The sequence below is a fragment of the Marinobacterium alkalitolerans genome (genome assembly GCF_017776525.1).
Classification (GTDB): domain Bacteria; phylum Pseudomonadota; class Gammaproteobacteria; order Pseudomonadales; family Balneatricaceae; genus Marinobacterium; species Marinobacterium alkalitolerans.
In genome coordinates this window covers 74,034-86,751 of the sequence record NZ_JACVEW010000016.1, presented here as the reverse complement: position 1 = coordinate 86,751, position 12,718 = coordinate 74,034, and the positions used below count along the sequence as shown (strand labels likewise).

The window sequence follows — 12,718 nt, the reverse complement described above, 5'->3', positions numbered from 1 at the left end:
CCGCAGTTCTACTTCCGTACCACTGACATCACTGGTGCGTGTGAACTGCCGGAAGGCGTTGAAATGGTAATGCCGGGCGACAACATCCAGATGTCTGTTACCCTGATCAACCCGATCGCGATGGAAGAAGGTCTGCGCTTCGCCATCCGTGAAGGTGGTCGTACCGTGGGTGCCGGCGTTGTATCCAAAATCATCGAGTGATCCACTCCTTGATTGATTGAGAAAAGCCCTCTTCGGAGGGCTTTTTTTGTGCCTGACGAAAAATTTACTGCCAAAAGTGGTTAAAAATTAAACTTTCAGTTGACGCTGAAATGGCCACTGAGTAAAATTTGCGTCCCCTTCATTCGAGGGGTGGTCGGCTATTGCCGTAAAAAAACTTACAGGAAATGCGTGATCAGAATGCAGAACCAAAAAATCAGAATTCGTCTGAAGGCTTTTGATCATCGCCTGATCGACTCATCCGCTCAGGAGATCGTTGAGACTGCCAAGCGGACAGGAGCTCAGGTGCGTGGTCCGATCCCACTTCCTACTCGCAAAGAGCGTTACACTGTACTGATTTCCCCGCACGTCAACAAAGACGCGCGTGATCAGTATGAAATTCGTACGCACAAGCGTGTCCTGGACATCGTTGAGCCGACAGAAAAGACTGTCGACGCACTGATGAAGCTGGATCTCGCTGCGGGTGTTGAAGTGCAGATCAGCCTCGGCTAATACGCACTGCGCAGAATTATTCAATTAATGAAGCGCTATTTGTGGAATGCACCTGAAAAGGGCAGCCATAGTGGGTGACAGCCCCGTACACAACTGGCAAGAGGTAAAAACATGTCTGTAGGACTTATCGGACGTAAAGCGGGTATGACCCGCATCTTCACAGAAGATGGCGTGTCCGTGCCAGTCACCGTCATCGAAATGGAACCGAACCGTGTAACCAGCGTTAAAACTGTCGAAAATGACGGTTATGCGGCGGTACAGGTGACTACTGGTAGCAAAAAGGCTAACCGCCTGAGCAAGCCGGAAGCTGGTCACTTTGCCAAAGCTGGTGTTGAAGCCGGTCGCGGTTTGTGGGAGTTCCGTCTGAATGGTGACGAGGAAATCAACGTTGGCGATTCGCTGACTGTTGAGCGCTTCGAAGCAGGTCAGAAAATCGATGTTACCGGTCAATCCAAGGGTAAGGGCTTCCAGGGCGGCGTTAAGCGCTGGAACTTCAGCACTCAGGATGCCACTCACGGTAACTCCATTTCTCACCGTGCTCCGGGTTCCATTGGTCAGTGCCAGACCCCGGGTCGTGTCTTCAAAGGTAAAAAGATGGCCGGTCACATGGGTGCCGAGCGTTGCACCGTACAGACTCTTGAAGTCGTACGTGTCGATGCTGAACGCAACCTGCTGATCGTCAAGGGAGCAATCCCGGGCGCCACCGGCGGCGATGTCATCGTTAAACCTGCTGTTAAAGCACGCGCCTGAGGAGGTTTGCCATGAATCTGAATCTGACTGGAGCCACTGGATCGGTTGAAGTATCCGATCTGGCATTTGGTAAAGAGTTCAATGAGACGCTGGTACACCAGGTTGTGACTGCTTACATGGCAGCTGGCCGTCAGGGTACCAAAGCGCAGAAAAACCGTTCCGCAGTATCTGGTGGTGGCGCCAAGCCGTTCCGTCAGAAAGGTACCGGTCGTGCCCGTGCGGGTACCAGCCGTTCACCGCTGTGGCGTGCGGGTGGTGTAACCTTCGCCGCTCAGCCGCGTAACTTCGCTCAGAAGGTCAACAAGAAGATGTACCGCGCTGCCATGCGTTGCATCATGTCTGAGCTGGTTCGTCAGGAGCGCCTGGTTGTCGTAGAAGACTTCCAGCTGGAAGCACCGAAAACCAAGCAGTTCGTAGCCAAGCTTGATGAACTCAAGCTGGATAACGCGCTGTTGATCACCGAAAACGTCGAGCAGAATCTGTATCTGGCTGCACGCAATGTTCCGCATGTGGATGTGCGCGATGCTGCCGGTATCGACCCGGTTAGCCTGGTTGGTTTCGAGAAGGTCCTGGTAACAGTGCCTGCTCTGAAGAAAATTGAGGAGGTGCTGGCATGAACCCGGAACGCATTTACAAAGTGCTGCTCGGACCGCACATCTCTGAAAAAGCCACTATCGTTGCCGAAGGCAGCGAACAGGTAGTATTCCGTGTAGCTAAAGATGCAACCAAGCCGGAAATCAAACAGGCCGTTGAAGAGCTCTTCAACGTGAAGGTTGCAGGCGTCAACGTTCTGAACATCAAGGGCAAGACCAAGCGCACCATGCGTGGCATGGGCAAGCGCAACGATGTTCGTAAAGCGTATGTCCGCCTGGCCGAAGGTTCTGAAATCGATTTCCTGGCGGGCGAATAAGAGGGGTTGAACCATGGCAGTTATTAAAGCGAAGCCGACCTCTGCTGGACGTCGTCATCTCGTCAAGGTGGTCAGCGAAGACCTGCATAAAGGCAAGCCGCATGCTGCGCTGCTGGAAAAGAAAAGCAAAAGCGGTGGTCGTAACAACAATGGTCGCATCACGACGCGTCACATCGGTGGCGGTCACAAGCACCATTACCGTGTAATCGACTTCCGTCGCAACAAGGATGGTATCCCGGCTCTGATCGAGCGTCTGGAATACGATCCGAACCGTTCCGCCCACATTGCGCTGGTTAAATACGCGGACGGTGAGCGTCGTTACATCATCGCACCCAAAGGCCTGAAAGCCGGTGCGAAGATTGTGTCCGGTGATGATGCCGATATCAAAATCGGTAACACCCTGCCGCTGCGCAACATCCCGGTTGGTAGCACTGTTCACTGTGTTGAGCTGAAGCCCGGCAAGGGTGCCCAGCTGGCACGTTCAGCAGGTGCTTCCGCACAGCTGGTAGCCCGTGAGGGTACTTACGCAACTCTGCGTCTGCGTTCTGGCGAAACCCGCAAGGTACTGGCTGAGTGTCGTGCAACCCTCGGTGAGGTGAGCAACTCTGAGCACAGCCTGCGTCAGCTGGGTAAAGCCGGTGCTATGCGCTGGCGTGGTGTTCGTCCGACCGTTCGCGGTGCGGCGATGAACCCGGTTGACCACCCGCATGGTGGTGGTGAGGGTCGTAGCTCTGGTGGTCGTCACCCGGTTACTCCGTGGGGCGTACCGACCAAGGGTCACAAGACTCGCAAGAACAAGCGTACCGATAAACTGATCGTACGCCGTCGTAAGGCTAAATAAGAGGAATCAGCTGTGCCACGTTCACTGAAGAAAGGTCCGTTTATTGACCTTCACCTGCTGAAGAAGGTAGAGGCTGCAATCGAAGCTAACGAACGTCGTCCGATCAAGACCTGGTCACGTCGTTCTACAGTTTTCCCGCAGTTTGTGGGGCTTACTATTGCAGTACATAATGGTCGTCAGCATGTTCCGGTATACATTACCGAAGACATGGTCGGCCACAAACTGGGCGAGTTCGCTGCGACACGTACATACCGCGGTCATGCAGCCGACAAGAAGGCCAAGAAGAAGTAAGGGGGTAGATGATGGAAGTTATCGCCAAGCACACAGGCGCTCGCATCTCCGCCCAGAAGGCCCGACTGGTCGCTGATCAGATCCGTGGTAAATCTGTGGGCGAAGCTCTGAATATCCTGGCGTTCAGCACGAAGAAAGGTGCTCACCTGGTCAAGAAGGTTCTGGAGTCTGCTATCGCGAATGCGGAGCACAACGAAGGCGCCGATATTGACGAGCTGCGCGTTTCAGCTGTCTTCGTTGATGAAGGTATGACCATGAAGCGCATCATGCCGCGTGCCAAGGGCCGCGCTGATCGCATCCTGAAGCGTACGTCACACATCACCGTCAAGGTGGCCGACTAACGGCTGATTGCTAGGAGATTTCAATATGGGTCAGAAAGTCAATCCGACCGGTATTCGGCTTGGCGTCGTCAAGGACCATGCGTCTGTATGGTATGCCGACAAGACTGAATACTCAGCAAAGCTGCTGAACGATCTTCAGGTACGTAAGTACCTGGACCAGCAGCTTAAAAATGCATCCGTAAGCCGCATCGAGATCGAACGTCCGGCTCAGAATGCCAAGATCACCATTTACACGGCTCGTCCGGGTATCGTGATCGGCAAGAAGGGCGAAGACGTCGAGAAGCTGCGCACTGCTGTTTCCCAGATGATGGGTGTGCCTGTGCACATCAACATCGAGGAAGTGCGCAAGCCGGACCTGGATGGAAAACTGGTTGCACAAAGCGTTGCCAGCCAGCTGGAACGCCGTGTGATGTTCCGTCGCGCCATGAAGCGTGCGGTACAGAACGCGATGCGTCAGGGCGCCAAAGGCATCAAGATTCAGGTTAGCGGTCGTCTCGGCGGTGCCGAGATCGCACGTACTGAATGGTACCGTGAAGGTCGTGTTCCGCTGCACACTCTGCGTGCGGACATCGATTACGCTACCTACGAAGCCCACACCACTTACGGTGTGATCGGCGTTAAAGTCTGGATCTTCAAGGGTGAGATCCTCGGTGGTATCGAACAGGTACGTGCCGAGAAGAACGCGCCCAAGAAGAAAGGTAAGTGAGGTAGACGTCAATGCTGCAACCGAAACGACTGAAATACCGCAAGGTAATGAAAGGTCGCAACCGCGGCCTGGCACAGCGCGGCAGCAAGGTCAGCTTTGGTGAGTTTGCACTGAAGGCGACCGGACGCGGCCGTATCACTGCGCGCCAGATCGAAGCGGCCCGTCGTACCATGACCCGTCACGTCAAGCGTGGTGGCAAGATCTGGATCCGTGTATTCCCGGACAAGCCGATCACCACCAAGCCGCTGGAAGTACGTATGGGTAAAGGTAAGGGTAGCGTGGAGTACTGGGTTGCCCAGATCCAGCCGGGTAAGGTCCTGTTCGAAATGAGCGGTGTACCTGAAGAGCTGGCTGCCGAAGCCTTTGCGCTGGCTGCTGCGAAGCTGCCGGTTTCTACAACTTTTGTTAAACGGACGGTGATGTAATGAAAGCTACAGAACTGCGTGACAAGTCCGTTGAGGAGCTTCAGCAGGCTCTGCTGGGTCTTCTGAAGGACCAGTTTAACCTGCGTATGCAGAAGGCGACTGGCCAGCTGGCACAGACTCACCTGCTGGGTCAGGTTCGTCGCGACATCGCTCGCGTTAAGACAGTACTGAACGAAAAGCAGGTGGCTAAATGAGCGCGGAAAAACGTACTCGGACTGTGACCGGTAAGGTCGTCAGTGACAAGATGGATAAAACCATCACTGTTCTGGTTGAGCGTAAAGAGAAGCACCCGATTTACGGTAAATTCGTTAAGCGCTCCACCAAACTGCATGCTCACGATGAGAAGAATGAGTGTCAGATGGGGGATCTGGTAACAATCGCAGAATCCCGTCCGCTGTCCAAGACCAAAACCTGGTCTTTGATTCGCATTGAAGAGCGTGCAGCAAAGGTGTAAACTTACGCACCTTTGCTCCATTACGCCAATTCACCGCGGCTGCCAGGAGCGGTTGCGGTGATGGTTTATACAGTTTGTGGAGTAGACCATGATTCAGACTGAAACGATGCTTGATGTTGCTGACAACAGCGGCGCCAAGCGAGTGCAGTGTATTAAGGTCCTGGGTGGTTCTCACCGCCGCTACGCCTCTGTTGGCGACATCATCAAGGTGACCGTCAAGGAAGCGATTCCGCGCGGTAAGGTGAAGAAAGGTCAGGTTCTTAAAGCTGTCGTAGTACGTACCCGTAAGGGTGTTCGTCGTCCGGACGGTTCACTGATCCGCTTTGATACAAACTCTGCGGTTCTGCTGAACGCGAGCGATGCCCCGATCGGTACTCGTATCTTCGGCCCAGTAACGCGTGAGCTTCGCAATGAGAAGTTCATGAAGATCATTTCCCTGGCGCCTGAAGTGCTGTAAAGACTCTGTTTAAGCTAGACAGTGTCTGTAAAAACGCCACTCCCGTAATGGGTTTGGCGTTTTTGAGCATGAGAGGGTAGCAGGAAAGACAAGGTAAGATAATGCGTAAGATTCGTCGCGACGATGAAGTCATCGTTATCGCAGGAAAAGACAAAGGCAAGCGCGGCAAGGTGATGCGCGTGCTGCAGAACGATCGTCTGATCGTTTCCGGCATTAACATGATCAAGAAGCACCAGAAGCCGAACCCGATGCTGGGTCAGCAGGGTGGTATCGTTGAGAAGGAAGCCGCTATCGCGACTTCTAACGTTGCCATCTTCAACCCGCAGACCGGCAAGGGCGATCGTGTGGGCTTCAAGCTGCTGGAAGACGGCACCAAGGTCCGCTACTACAAGTCCACCGGCGAAACCATCGTTGGTGCTAAGTAAGAGAGGTTGGTGCAAATGTCCAGATTGAAAGCGCTTTACGCAAACGAAATCAAGCAGCAGCTCAAAGACGAGCTGAACTGCCCGAACGTCATGGCTGTTCCCCGTATCACCAAGATCACCCTGAATATGGGTGTCGGTGAAGCACTGGGCGACAAGAAACAGCTCGAAAACGCCGTTGCCGACATGACTGCAATCGCCGGCCAGAAGCCGATCGTAACCAAGGCACGCAAATCCATTGCGGGCTTCAAGGTACGTGAAGGTTGGCCGATCGGCTGCAAGGTGACACTGCGTGGCGAGCGCATGTGGGAATTCCTGGACCGTCTGGTTGACGTTTCCATCCCGCGTATCCGCGACTTCCGTGGCCTGAACCCGAAATCTTTCGATGGCCGTGGCAACTACAGCATGGGCGTTAAAGAGCAGATCATCTTCCCGGAAATCGACTACGACAAGGTCGATAAGCTGCGTGGTCTCGATATTACGATCACCACTACCGCGAAGAACAACGACGAAGGTCGTGCACTGCTGTCTGCGCTGCAGTTCCCGTTCAAGAAATAAGAAGGGTTGAATAATGGCTAAGGTTTCAATGATTCAGCGTGAGCTCAAGCGCGAGAAAAAGGCTGCTAAATATGCTGCCAAGCGTGCCGAGCTCAAGGCAATTATCGCAAGCCCGAACAGCTCTGAAGATGAGGTTTGGGACGCACAGATCGCGCTGCAGAAGCTGCCGCGTGACGCTAGCCCGGTGCGTAAACAGCGTCGCTGCCAGATTACTGGCCGTCCGCACGCTGTATATCGCAAGTTCGGACTTTGCCGCAACCAGCTGCGTGAAGCAGCGATGCGCGGTGATGTCCCGGGCCTGAAGAAGGCGAGCTGGTAATCCGGCTCGCGAACGGTAAGCACAGTGGTCTGGGCAGGTAACTGCTACCGCACTGCGCTGCACTTAAGAGGACGTTAATAGCATGAGTATGCAAGACACCCTCGCGGATATGTTTACCCGTATCCGCAACGGCCACATGGCTGAAAAGGCCCATGTCGCCATGCCGTCTTCCAAGCAGAAAGTTGCCATCGCAACTGTGCTGAAGGAAGAAGGCTACATCACCGATTTTGCAGTTGAAGGTGATGTTAAGCCGGTTCTGTCCATCGAACTGAAGTACTTCGAAGGCAAGCCGGTTATCGAAGAGATCAAGCGCGTAAGCCGTCCGTCTCTGCGTATCTACAAGAACGCAGCCGAGCTGCCGAAAGTAGCCGACGGTCTGGGTATCGCTATCATCTCTACCAGCAAAGGCGTCATGACTGATCGCGCTGCTCGCAAGGCAGGCATCGGTGGTGAAGTGGTCTGCACGGTATTCTAAGAGGTATTCCAATGTCACGAATTGCGAAGAAACCCGTAGCAGTACCGGCCGGCGTAGAGGTGAAACTGGCAGGCCAGTCCCTGACTGTAAAAGGCAAGCAGGGTGAACTGAGCCTGGACATGCACCCGGCAGTGAGCGCCGAACAGACCGATGGTCAGCTGGTATTCGCTCCGCGTGATGGCGCCAAGCAGTCCATGGCACTGACCGGTACTACTCGTGCCCTGGTCAACAACATGGTATTGGGCGTAAGTGAAGGTTTTTCCAAGACCCTGACTCTGCTGGGTGTTGGTTACCGTGCCCAGGCTAAGGGCAAGGTACTGAACCTGACGCTTGGCTTCTCTCATCCGATCGATTACGAATTGCCCGACGGTATTACCGCCGAAACCCCGAACAACACGACTGTTGTTATCCGCGGTGCTGACAAGCAGCGCGTGGGTCAGGTGGCTGCAGAAGTTCGCGCATTCCGTCCGCCTGAGCCTTACAAAGGCAAGGGTGTTCGTTATGAAGACGAATATGTACGCCGTAAAGAGGCTAAGAAGAAGTAAGGCAGGGTCATGAACGTTAAGAAACAAGCTCGTGTTCGTCGTGCGCGTCGTGCGCGCATGCAGATGCGTGAGCAGGGCGCAGTTCGTCTGTGCGTTAACCGCTCACCGCGTCACATTTACGCGCAGGTTATCTCTGCTGACGGCAGCCAGGTTCTGGCCTCTGCTTCTACAGTAGAAAAGGATCTGCGTGAAGGTGCTACCGGCAACATCGAAGCAGCCAAGAAAGTGGGTGCTCTGATTGCCAGCCGTGCTAAAGAAGCAGGCGTATCCAAGGTAGCGTTTGACCGCTCCGGTTTTAAATACCACGGTCGTGTTGCAGCTCTTGCTGATGCTGCTCGCGAAGGCGGCCTGGAATTCTAAAGGTTTCTATTATGGCAAATCACGAACAGAAAGACGGTGAACTGCAAGAGAAGCTGGTTCAGGTAAACCGCGTCGCCAAAGTGGTGAAAGGTGGTCGTATCTTCGGTTTCACAGCGCTGACTGTCGTAGGTGACGGCAATGGCCGCGTCGGCTTCGGTCGTGGCAAGGCTCGCGAAGTACCTGTCGCTATCCAGAAGGCTATGGAGCAGGCTCGCCGTAACATGATCAGCGTTGAGCTGAACGGTCACACGCTGCAGTACCCGGTTAAAGCCCGTCACGGTGCATCCAAGGTTTACATGCAGCCCGCGTCTGAAGGTACTGGTGTTATCGCCGGTGGTGCGATGCGTGCGGTACTGGAACTGGCAGGTGTCCACAACGTACTGGCGAAGTGCTACGGCTCTACCAACCCGGTAAACGTGGTACGTGCAACCATCAACGGCCTGAAGCAGATGTCTTCACCTGAAGATGTTGCAGCCAAGCGCGGCAAGTCCGTGGAAGAGATTCTGGAGAGCTAAGCGATGGCCAAGACTATCAAGGTAACTCAGACTCGCAGCACCATCGGTCGTCTGCCGAAGCACATCCAGACCATCAAGGGCCTGGGTCTGCGTCGTATCGGCCACACCGTAGAGCTGGAAGATACCCCGGCGGTGCGCGGCATGATCAACAAAGTCAACTACATGGTCAGTGTAGAAGGCGAATAAGAGGAGTCACCCAATGCGTTTGAATTCTCTGCGCCCGGGCGCCGGTTCCAAGCACGCTCCCAAGCGTGTCGGCCGTGGTATCGGCTCCGGACTGGGTAAAACCTGTGGCCGCGGTCACAAGGGTCAGAAGTCCCGCTCTGGCGGAAGCGTCAAGCCGGGTTTTGAAGGCGGTCAGATGCCTATTCAGCGTCGTCTGCCGAAATTCGGTTTCACTTCTCGTCAGGCGCGTTACGTTGCTGAAGTTCGTCTGAACGAACTGGCGGCTGCCGGTGTTGACGTTGTCGACCTGGCTGCGCTGAAACAGGCTGACATCATTCGTGAAGAGATCAAATCTGCACGTGTGATTCTGTCTGGTGAGATCAAAAAGGCAGTCACCGTTAAAGGTCTGAAAGTGACCAAAGGTGCACAGGCTGCGATCGAAGCTGCTGGCGGTAAAGTCGAGGCGTAAATGGCTAAGCAAGGACAAATACCGGCGGGCATGCAGAGCGGACTGAAAGAGCTATGGTCTCGACTCAGATTCGTTCTGCTGGCGATCATCGTGTACCGGATCGGGGCGCATATCCCCGTTCCGGGCATCAATCCTGATCGTCTTGCCGCGCTGTTTGATCAGAATCAGGGGACGATCCTCAGTCTCTTCAACATGTTCTCGGGTGGTGCACTGGAACGCATGTCGATCCTGGCACTGGGTATCATGCCCTACATCTCTGCCTCTATTATTATGCAGTTGATGACCGTTGTGAGCCCGCAGCTCGAGCAGTTGAAGAAAGAGGGTGAGGCCGGTCGCCGCAAGATCAGTCAGTACACGCGCTACGGCACTGTGATCCTGGCCACCTTGCAGGCACTGGGCATGTCGGTTGGCCTGGCCAATCAGGGTGTCGCCTTTGCGGCGGACTTCAGCTTCTACTTTGTGGCTGTGGTAACTCTGGTGTCCGGAGCTGTATTCCTGATGTGGCTGGGTGAGCAGATCACTGAGCATGGCATCGGAAACGGCATCTCCATTCTGATCTTCGCCGGTATTGTGGCGGGTCTGCCCAGTGCGATCGGCCAGTCCTTCGAAGCGGCGCGTCAGGGTGATCTCAATATCCTGGCGCTGCTGGCCATTGCCGTGTTGGCGATCGCCACTGTTGGTTTTGTAGTGTTCATGGAACGCGGTCAGCGCCGCATCACCATTAACTATGCAAAACGCCAGCAGGGACGTCGCGTATACGCTGCACAGTCCAGCCATCTGCCGCTCAAGGTCAATATGGCGGGTGTTATTCCGCCGATCTTTGCGTCCAGCATTCTGCTGTTCCCGGCTTCCGTTGGCCAGTGGTTTGGTCAATCTGAAGGTATGGAATGGCTGCAGGATGTGGCTCTGGCTCTTGGGCCGGGACAGCCGCTGTACATCCTGCTGTTCGCTACCGCGATTGTATTTTTCTGCTACTTCTACACTGCGATTGTTTTCAATCCGCGTGACGTGGCAGATAACCTGAAGAAATCAGGTGCCTTTATTCCAGGGATTCGTCCCGGTGATCAGTCTGCACGGTACATCGATACTGTGCTGAGCCGCCTGACTCTGTTTGGTGCGCTTTACATCACAGCCGTTTCACTGATGCCCCAGTTCCTGGTGGTAGCGTGGAACGTACCCTTCTACTTCGGCGGTACTTCACTGCTGATCGTAGTGGTTGTGGTGATGGACTTCATGGCTCAGGTGCAGTCACACCTGATGTCTCACCAGTACGAATCACTGATGAAGAAATCGAATCTTAAAGGCGGCGCAGGACTGCTGCGCTAAGCCTAATGAGGTGGATCATGAAAGTACGTGCATCTGTTAAAAAGATTTGCCGTAACTGCAAGATCGTACGTCGCAACGGTTCCGTGCGCGTGATCTGCAAAGTGGAGCCCCGTCACAAACAGCGCCAGGGTTAATCCACAGCTGGCCGGGAGTGGAGGTGCGTAGCCTTGATTTATTTTTGATCAGGGTGTAGTATTGCGCGCCTTCCACGAACTAAAGAATGACTGGTTCTGGTGAGTATCTCCCAGGACATTAATATGGAGTACATTGAATGGCCCGTATAGCTGGCGTCAATATTCCTGACAATAAGCATGCGGTAATTTCTCTGACTTACATTTTCGGGATTGGCCGCACGACTGCCAAACAGATCTGTGAAGCTACCGGCATCGCGCCGAGCACCAAGATCGCAGAACTGTCTGAAGAGCAGCTCGATAATGTTCGTGGTGAAATTGCCAAGTTGACCGTAGAGGGCGATCTGCGCCGTGAAGTCAACATGAACATCAAGCGTCTTATGGACCTCGGTTGCTACCGTGGCCTGCGTCACCGTCGTAACCTGCCGGTGCGTGGTCAGCGCAGCAAGACGAACGCGCGTACCCGTAAAGGACCGCGTAAGCCGATCCGTAAGTAAGCGATAGGAATTTCCGAATATGGCTAAGCCAGGTAATCGCACTCGTAAAAAGGTTAAAAAGCAGGTAGCGGATGGGCTCGCGCACATCCACGCCTCTTTTAACAACACAATCATCACCATTACCGATCGCCAGGGTAACGCTCTGAGCTGGGCAACTGCCGGTGGTTCAGGCTTCCGTGGTTCCCGTAAGAGCACACCGTTTGCTGCTCAGGTAGCAGCTGAGCGTGCCGGTCAGGCAGCTCTGGAATACGGTCTGAAAAACCTCGACGTGTTTGTGAAGGGTCCTGGACCCGGTCGTGAATCCGCTGTTCGTGCTCTGAACGGCTGTGGTTACAAAATCACAAACATCACGGACGTGACACCGATTCCGCACAACGGTTGTCGTCCGCCGAAGAAGCGTCGCGTTTAATCTGGAGACGGTAATATGGCTCGTTATCTTGGACCCAAGTGCAAGCTGTCTCGTCGTGAAGGCACCGATCTCTTCCTGAAGAGTGGTGTCCGCGCGCTTGATAGCAAGTGCAAAGCAGAAACAGTACCCGGTGTTCACGGTGCCCGTCGCGGTCGCCTGTCTGAATACGGTCTGCAGCTGCGTGAAAAACAGAAAGTGCGTCGTATCTACGGCGTTCTGGAACGTCAGTTCCGTGGTTATTACAAAGAAGCAGCCCGTCGCAAGGGTGCAACCGGTGAAAACCTGCTGCAGCTTCTGGAAGGCCGCCTGGACAACGTTGTATACCGCATGGGTTATGGTTCTACCCGTGCCGAAGCACGTCAGGTTGTTTCCCACCGTCAGATCACTGTTAATGGTCAGGTTGTGAACATTCCTTCCTACCAGGTACAGCCTGGCGACGTAGTAGCTGTTCGCGAAAAAGCCAAAAACCAGCTGCGTATCAAACACGCACTGGAACTGGCTGGTCAGCGTGCCCCGGTTGAGTGGGTTGAAGTTGACGCTGCAAAAATGGAAGGGACTTTCAAAGCCCTGCCTGAGCGCAGTGATCTGTCAGCCGACATCAACGAGCACCTGATTGTCGAGCTCTACTCGAAGTAATTTTG

The 12,718-nt window shown here is 54.3% G+C and carries 27 protein-coding genes; all 27 read left to right on the top strand.

Annotated elements, in window-relative coordinates; genetic code table 11:
* On the top strand, positions 1–201 hold a 201-nt coding region (locus tag H9C73_RS11380), incomplete at its 5' end, for an EF-Tu C-terminal domain-related protein (protein WP_456238098.1).
* 198 nt (positions 202–399) lie between these two features.
* Positions 400–711, top strand: a complete 312-nt coding sequence (rpsJ, locus tag H9C73_RS11375) for a 30S ribosomal protein S10 (protein WP_209287949.1) — start codon at positions 400–402, stop codon at positions 709–711.
* Positions 712–822: 111 nt separating this feature from the next.
* A complete protein-coding gene (gene rplC / locus H9C73_RS11370; RefSeq protein WP_209287942.1) occupies positions 823–1,461 on the top strand; it encodes a 50S ribosomal protein L3 in 639 nt (212 codons plus the stop codon).
* Between the two features lie 11 nt (positions 1,462–1,472).
* On the top strand, positions 1,473–2,078 hold the full coding sequence (rplD, locus tag H9C73_RS11365) for a 50S ribosomal protein L4 (RefSeq protein WP_209287941.1): 606 nt from the start codon (positions 1,473–1,475) through the stop codon (positions 2,076–2,078).
* On the top strand, positions 2,075–2,371 hold the full coding sequence (gene rplW, locus H9C73_RS11360; RefSeq protein ID WP_209287940.1) for a 50S ribosomal protein L23: 297 nt from the start codon (positions 2,075–2,077) through the stop codon (positions 2,369–2,371). The genes rplD and rplW overlap by 4 nt, the downstream gene beginning before the upstream one ends.
* Positions 2,372–2,384: 13 nt before the next feature.
* Positions 2,385–3,212: a 50S ribosomal protein L2 gene (gene rplB / locus H9C73_RS11355; protein ID WP_209287939.1), complete on the top strand. Its 828-nt coding sequence runs from the start codon at positions 2,385–2,387 to the stop codon at positions 3,210–3,212.
* A 12-nt stretch (positions 3,213–3,224) separates the two neighbouring features.
* Complete coding sequence (rpsS, locus tag H9C73_RS11350) at positions 3,225–3,503, top strand: 30S ribosomal protein S19 (protein WP_209287938.1); 279 nt, start codon at positions 3,225–3,227, stop codon at positions 3,501–3,503.
* 8 nt (positions 3,504–3,511) lie between these two features.
* Positions 3,512–3,844, top strand: coding sequence for a 50S ribosomal protein L22 (rplV, locus tag H9C73_RS11345; RefSeq protein ID WP_456238097.1), 333 nt, complete (start codon positions 3,512–3,514; stop codon positions 3,842–3,844).
* 25 nt (positions 3,845–3,869) lie between these two features.
* The gene (gene rpsC, locus H9C73_RS11340; protein WP_209287937.1) at positions 3,870–4,550 is read left to right on the top strand and encodes a 30S ribosomal protein S3; all 681 of its coding nucleotides are present in this window, start codon (positions 3,870–3,872) and stop codon (positions 4,548–4,550) included.
* 11 nt (positions 4,551–4,561) lie between these two features.
* A complete protein-coding gene (gene rplP, locus H9C73_RS11335) occupies positions 4,562–4,975 on the top strand; it encodes a 50S ribosomal protein L16 (RefSeq protein ID WP_091826405.1) in 414 nt (137 codons plus the stop codon).
* Positions 4,975–5,169, top strand: coding sequence for a 50S ribosomal protein L29 (gene rpmC / locus H9C73_RS11330; protein ID WP_010324096.1), 195 nt, complete (start codon positions 4,975–4,977; stop codon positions 5,167–5,169). The genes rplP and rpmC overlap by 1 nt, the downstream gene beginning before the upstream one ends.
* Positions 5,166–5,429: a 30S ribosomal protein S17 gene (rpsQ, locus tag H9C73_RS11325; protein WP_010324095.1), complete on the top strand. Its 264-nt coding sequence runs from the start codon at positions 5,166–5,168 to the stop codon at positions 5,427–5,429. Before rpmC ends, rpsQ begins: the two co-directional genes overlap by 4 nt.
* A gap of 88 nt (positions 5,430–5,517) precedes the next feature.
* Positions 5,518–5,886: a 50S ribosomal protein L14 gene (rplN, locus tag H9C73_RS11320; protein ID WP_209287936.1), complete on the top strand. Its 369-nt coding sequence runs from the start codon at positions 5,518–5,520 to the stop codon at positions 5,884–5,886.
* 101 nt (positions 5,887–5,987) lie between these two features.
* Positions 5,988–6,311, top strand: coding sequence for a 50S ribosomal protein L24 (rplX, locus tag H9C73_RS11315; protein ID WP_209287935.1), 324 nt, complete (start codon positions 5,988–5,990; stop codon positions 6,309–6,311).
* A 15-nt stretch (positions 6,312–6,326) separates the two neighbouring features.
* Positions 6,327–6,866: a 50S ribosomal protein L5 gene (gene rplE / locus H9C73_RS11310; protein WP_209287934.1), complete on the top strand. Its 540-nt coding sequence runs from the start codon at positions 6,327–6,329 to the stop codon at positions 6,864–6,866.
* Positions 6,867–6,879: 13 nt separating this feature from the next.
* Positions 6,880–7,185 carry a 30S ribosomal protein S14 gene (gene rpsN / locus H9C73_RS11305; protein ID WP_209287933.1) on the top strand — a complete coding sequence of 102 codons (306 nt, stop codon included), beginning with the start codon at positions 6,880–6,882 and terminating at the stop codon, positions 7,183–7,185.
* 82 nt (positions 7,186–7,267) lie between these two features.
* Positions 7,268–7,660: a 30S ribosomal protein S8 gene (rpsH, locus tag H9C73_RS11300; protein ID WP_209287932.1), complete on the top strand. Its 393-nt coding sequence runs from the start codon at positions 7,268–7,270 to the stop codon at positions 7,658–7,660.
* An 11-nt stretch (positions 7,661–7,671) separates the two neighbouring features.
* Entirely contained in the window at positions 7,672–8,205 is a 534-nt protein-coding gene (rplF, locus tag H9C73_RS11295) for a 50S ribosomal protein L6 (protein WP_209287931.1), read from the top strand.
* A gap of 9 nt (positions 8,206–8,214) precedes the next feature.
* On the top strand, positions 8,215–8,565 hold the full coding sequence (gene rplR, locus H9C73_RS11290; RefSeq protein WP_209287930.1) for a 50S ribosomal protein L18: 351 nt from the start codon (positions 8,215–8,217) through the stop codon (positions 8,563–8,565).
* Between the two features lie 11 nt (positions 8,566–8,576).
* Positions 8,577–9,080, top strand: coding sequence for a 30S ribosomal protein S5 (rpsE, locus tag H9C73_RS11285; RefSeq protein ID WP_209287929.1), 504 nt, complete (start codon positions 8,577–8,579; stop codon positions 9,078–9,080).
* 3 nt (positions 9,081–9,083) lie between these two features.
* The gene (gene rpmD / locus H9C73_RS11280; protein ID WP_209287928.1) at positions 9,084–9,266 is read left to right on the top strand and encodes a 50S ribosomal protein L30; all 183 of its coding nucleotides are present in this window, start codon (positions 9,084–9,086) and stop codon (positions 9,264–9,266) included.
* 13 nt (positions 9,267–9,279) lie between these two features.
* On the top strand, positions 9,280–9,714 hold the full coding sequence (rplO, locus tag H9C73_RS11275; protein ID WP_209287927.1) for a 50S ribosomal protein L15: 435 nt from the start codon (positions 9,280–9,282) through the stop codon (positions 9,712–9,714).
* The gene (gene secY, locus H9C73_RS11270; protein WP_209287926.1) at positions 9,715–11,040 is read left to right on the top strand and encodes a preprotein translocase subunit SecY; all 1,326 of its coding nucleotides are present in this window, start codon (positions 9,715–9,717) and stop codon (positions 11,038–11,040) included.
* 17 nt (positions 11,041–11,057) lie between these two features.
* Positions 11,058–11,174 carry a 50S ribosomal protein L36 gene (gene rpmJ / locus H9C73_RS11265; protein ID WP_007021200.1) on the top strand — a complete coding sequence of 39 codons (117 nt, stop codon included), beginning with the start codon at positions 11,058–11,060 and terminating at the stop codon, positions 11,172–11,174.
* A 137-nt stretch (positions 11,175–11,311) separates the two neighbouring features.
* Positions 11,312–11,668, top strand: a complete 357-nt coding sequence (rpsM, locus tag H9C73_RS11260; RefSeq protein ID WP_010324083.1) for a 30S ribosomal protein S13 — start codon at positions 11,312–11,314, stop codon at positions 11,666–11,668.
* Between the two features lie 19 nt (positions 11,669–11,687).
* Complete coding sequence (gene rpsK, locus H9C73_RS11255; protein WP_106591399.1) at positions 11,688–12,077, top strand: 30S ribosomal protein S11; 390 nt, start codon at positions 11,688–11,690, stop codon at positions 12,075–12,077.
* A 15-nt stretch (positions 12,078–12,092) separates the two neighbouring features.
* A complete protein-coding gene (rpsD, locus tag H9C73_RS11250) occupies positions 12,093–12,713 on the top strand; it encodes a 30S ribosomal protein S4 (protein ID WP_209287925.1) in 621 nt (206 codons plus the stop codon).
* Positions 12,714–12,718 lie beyond the last annotated feature (5 nt).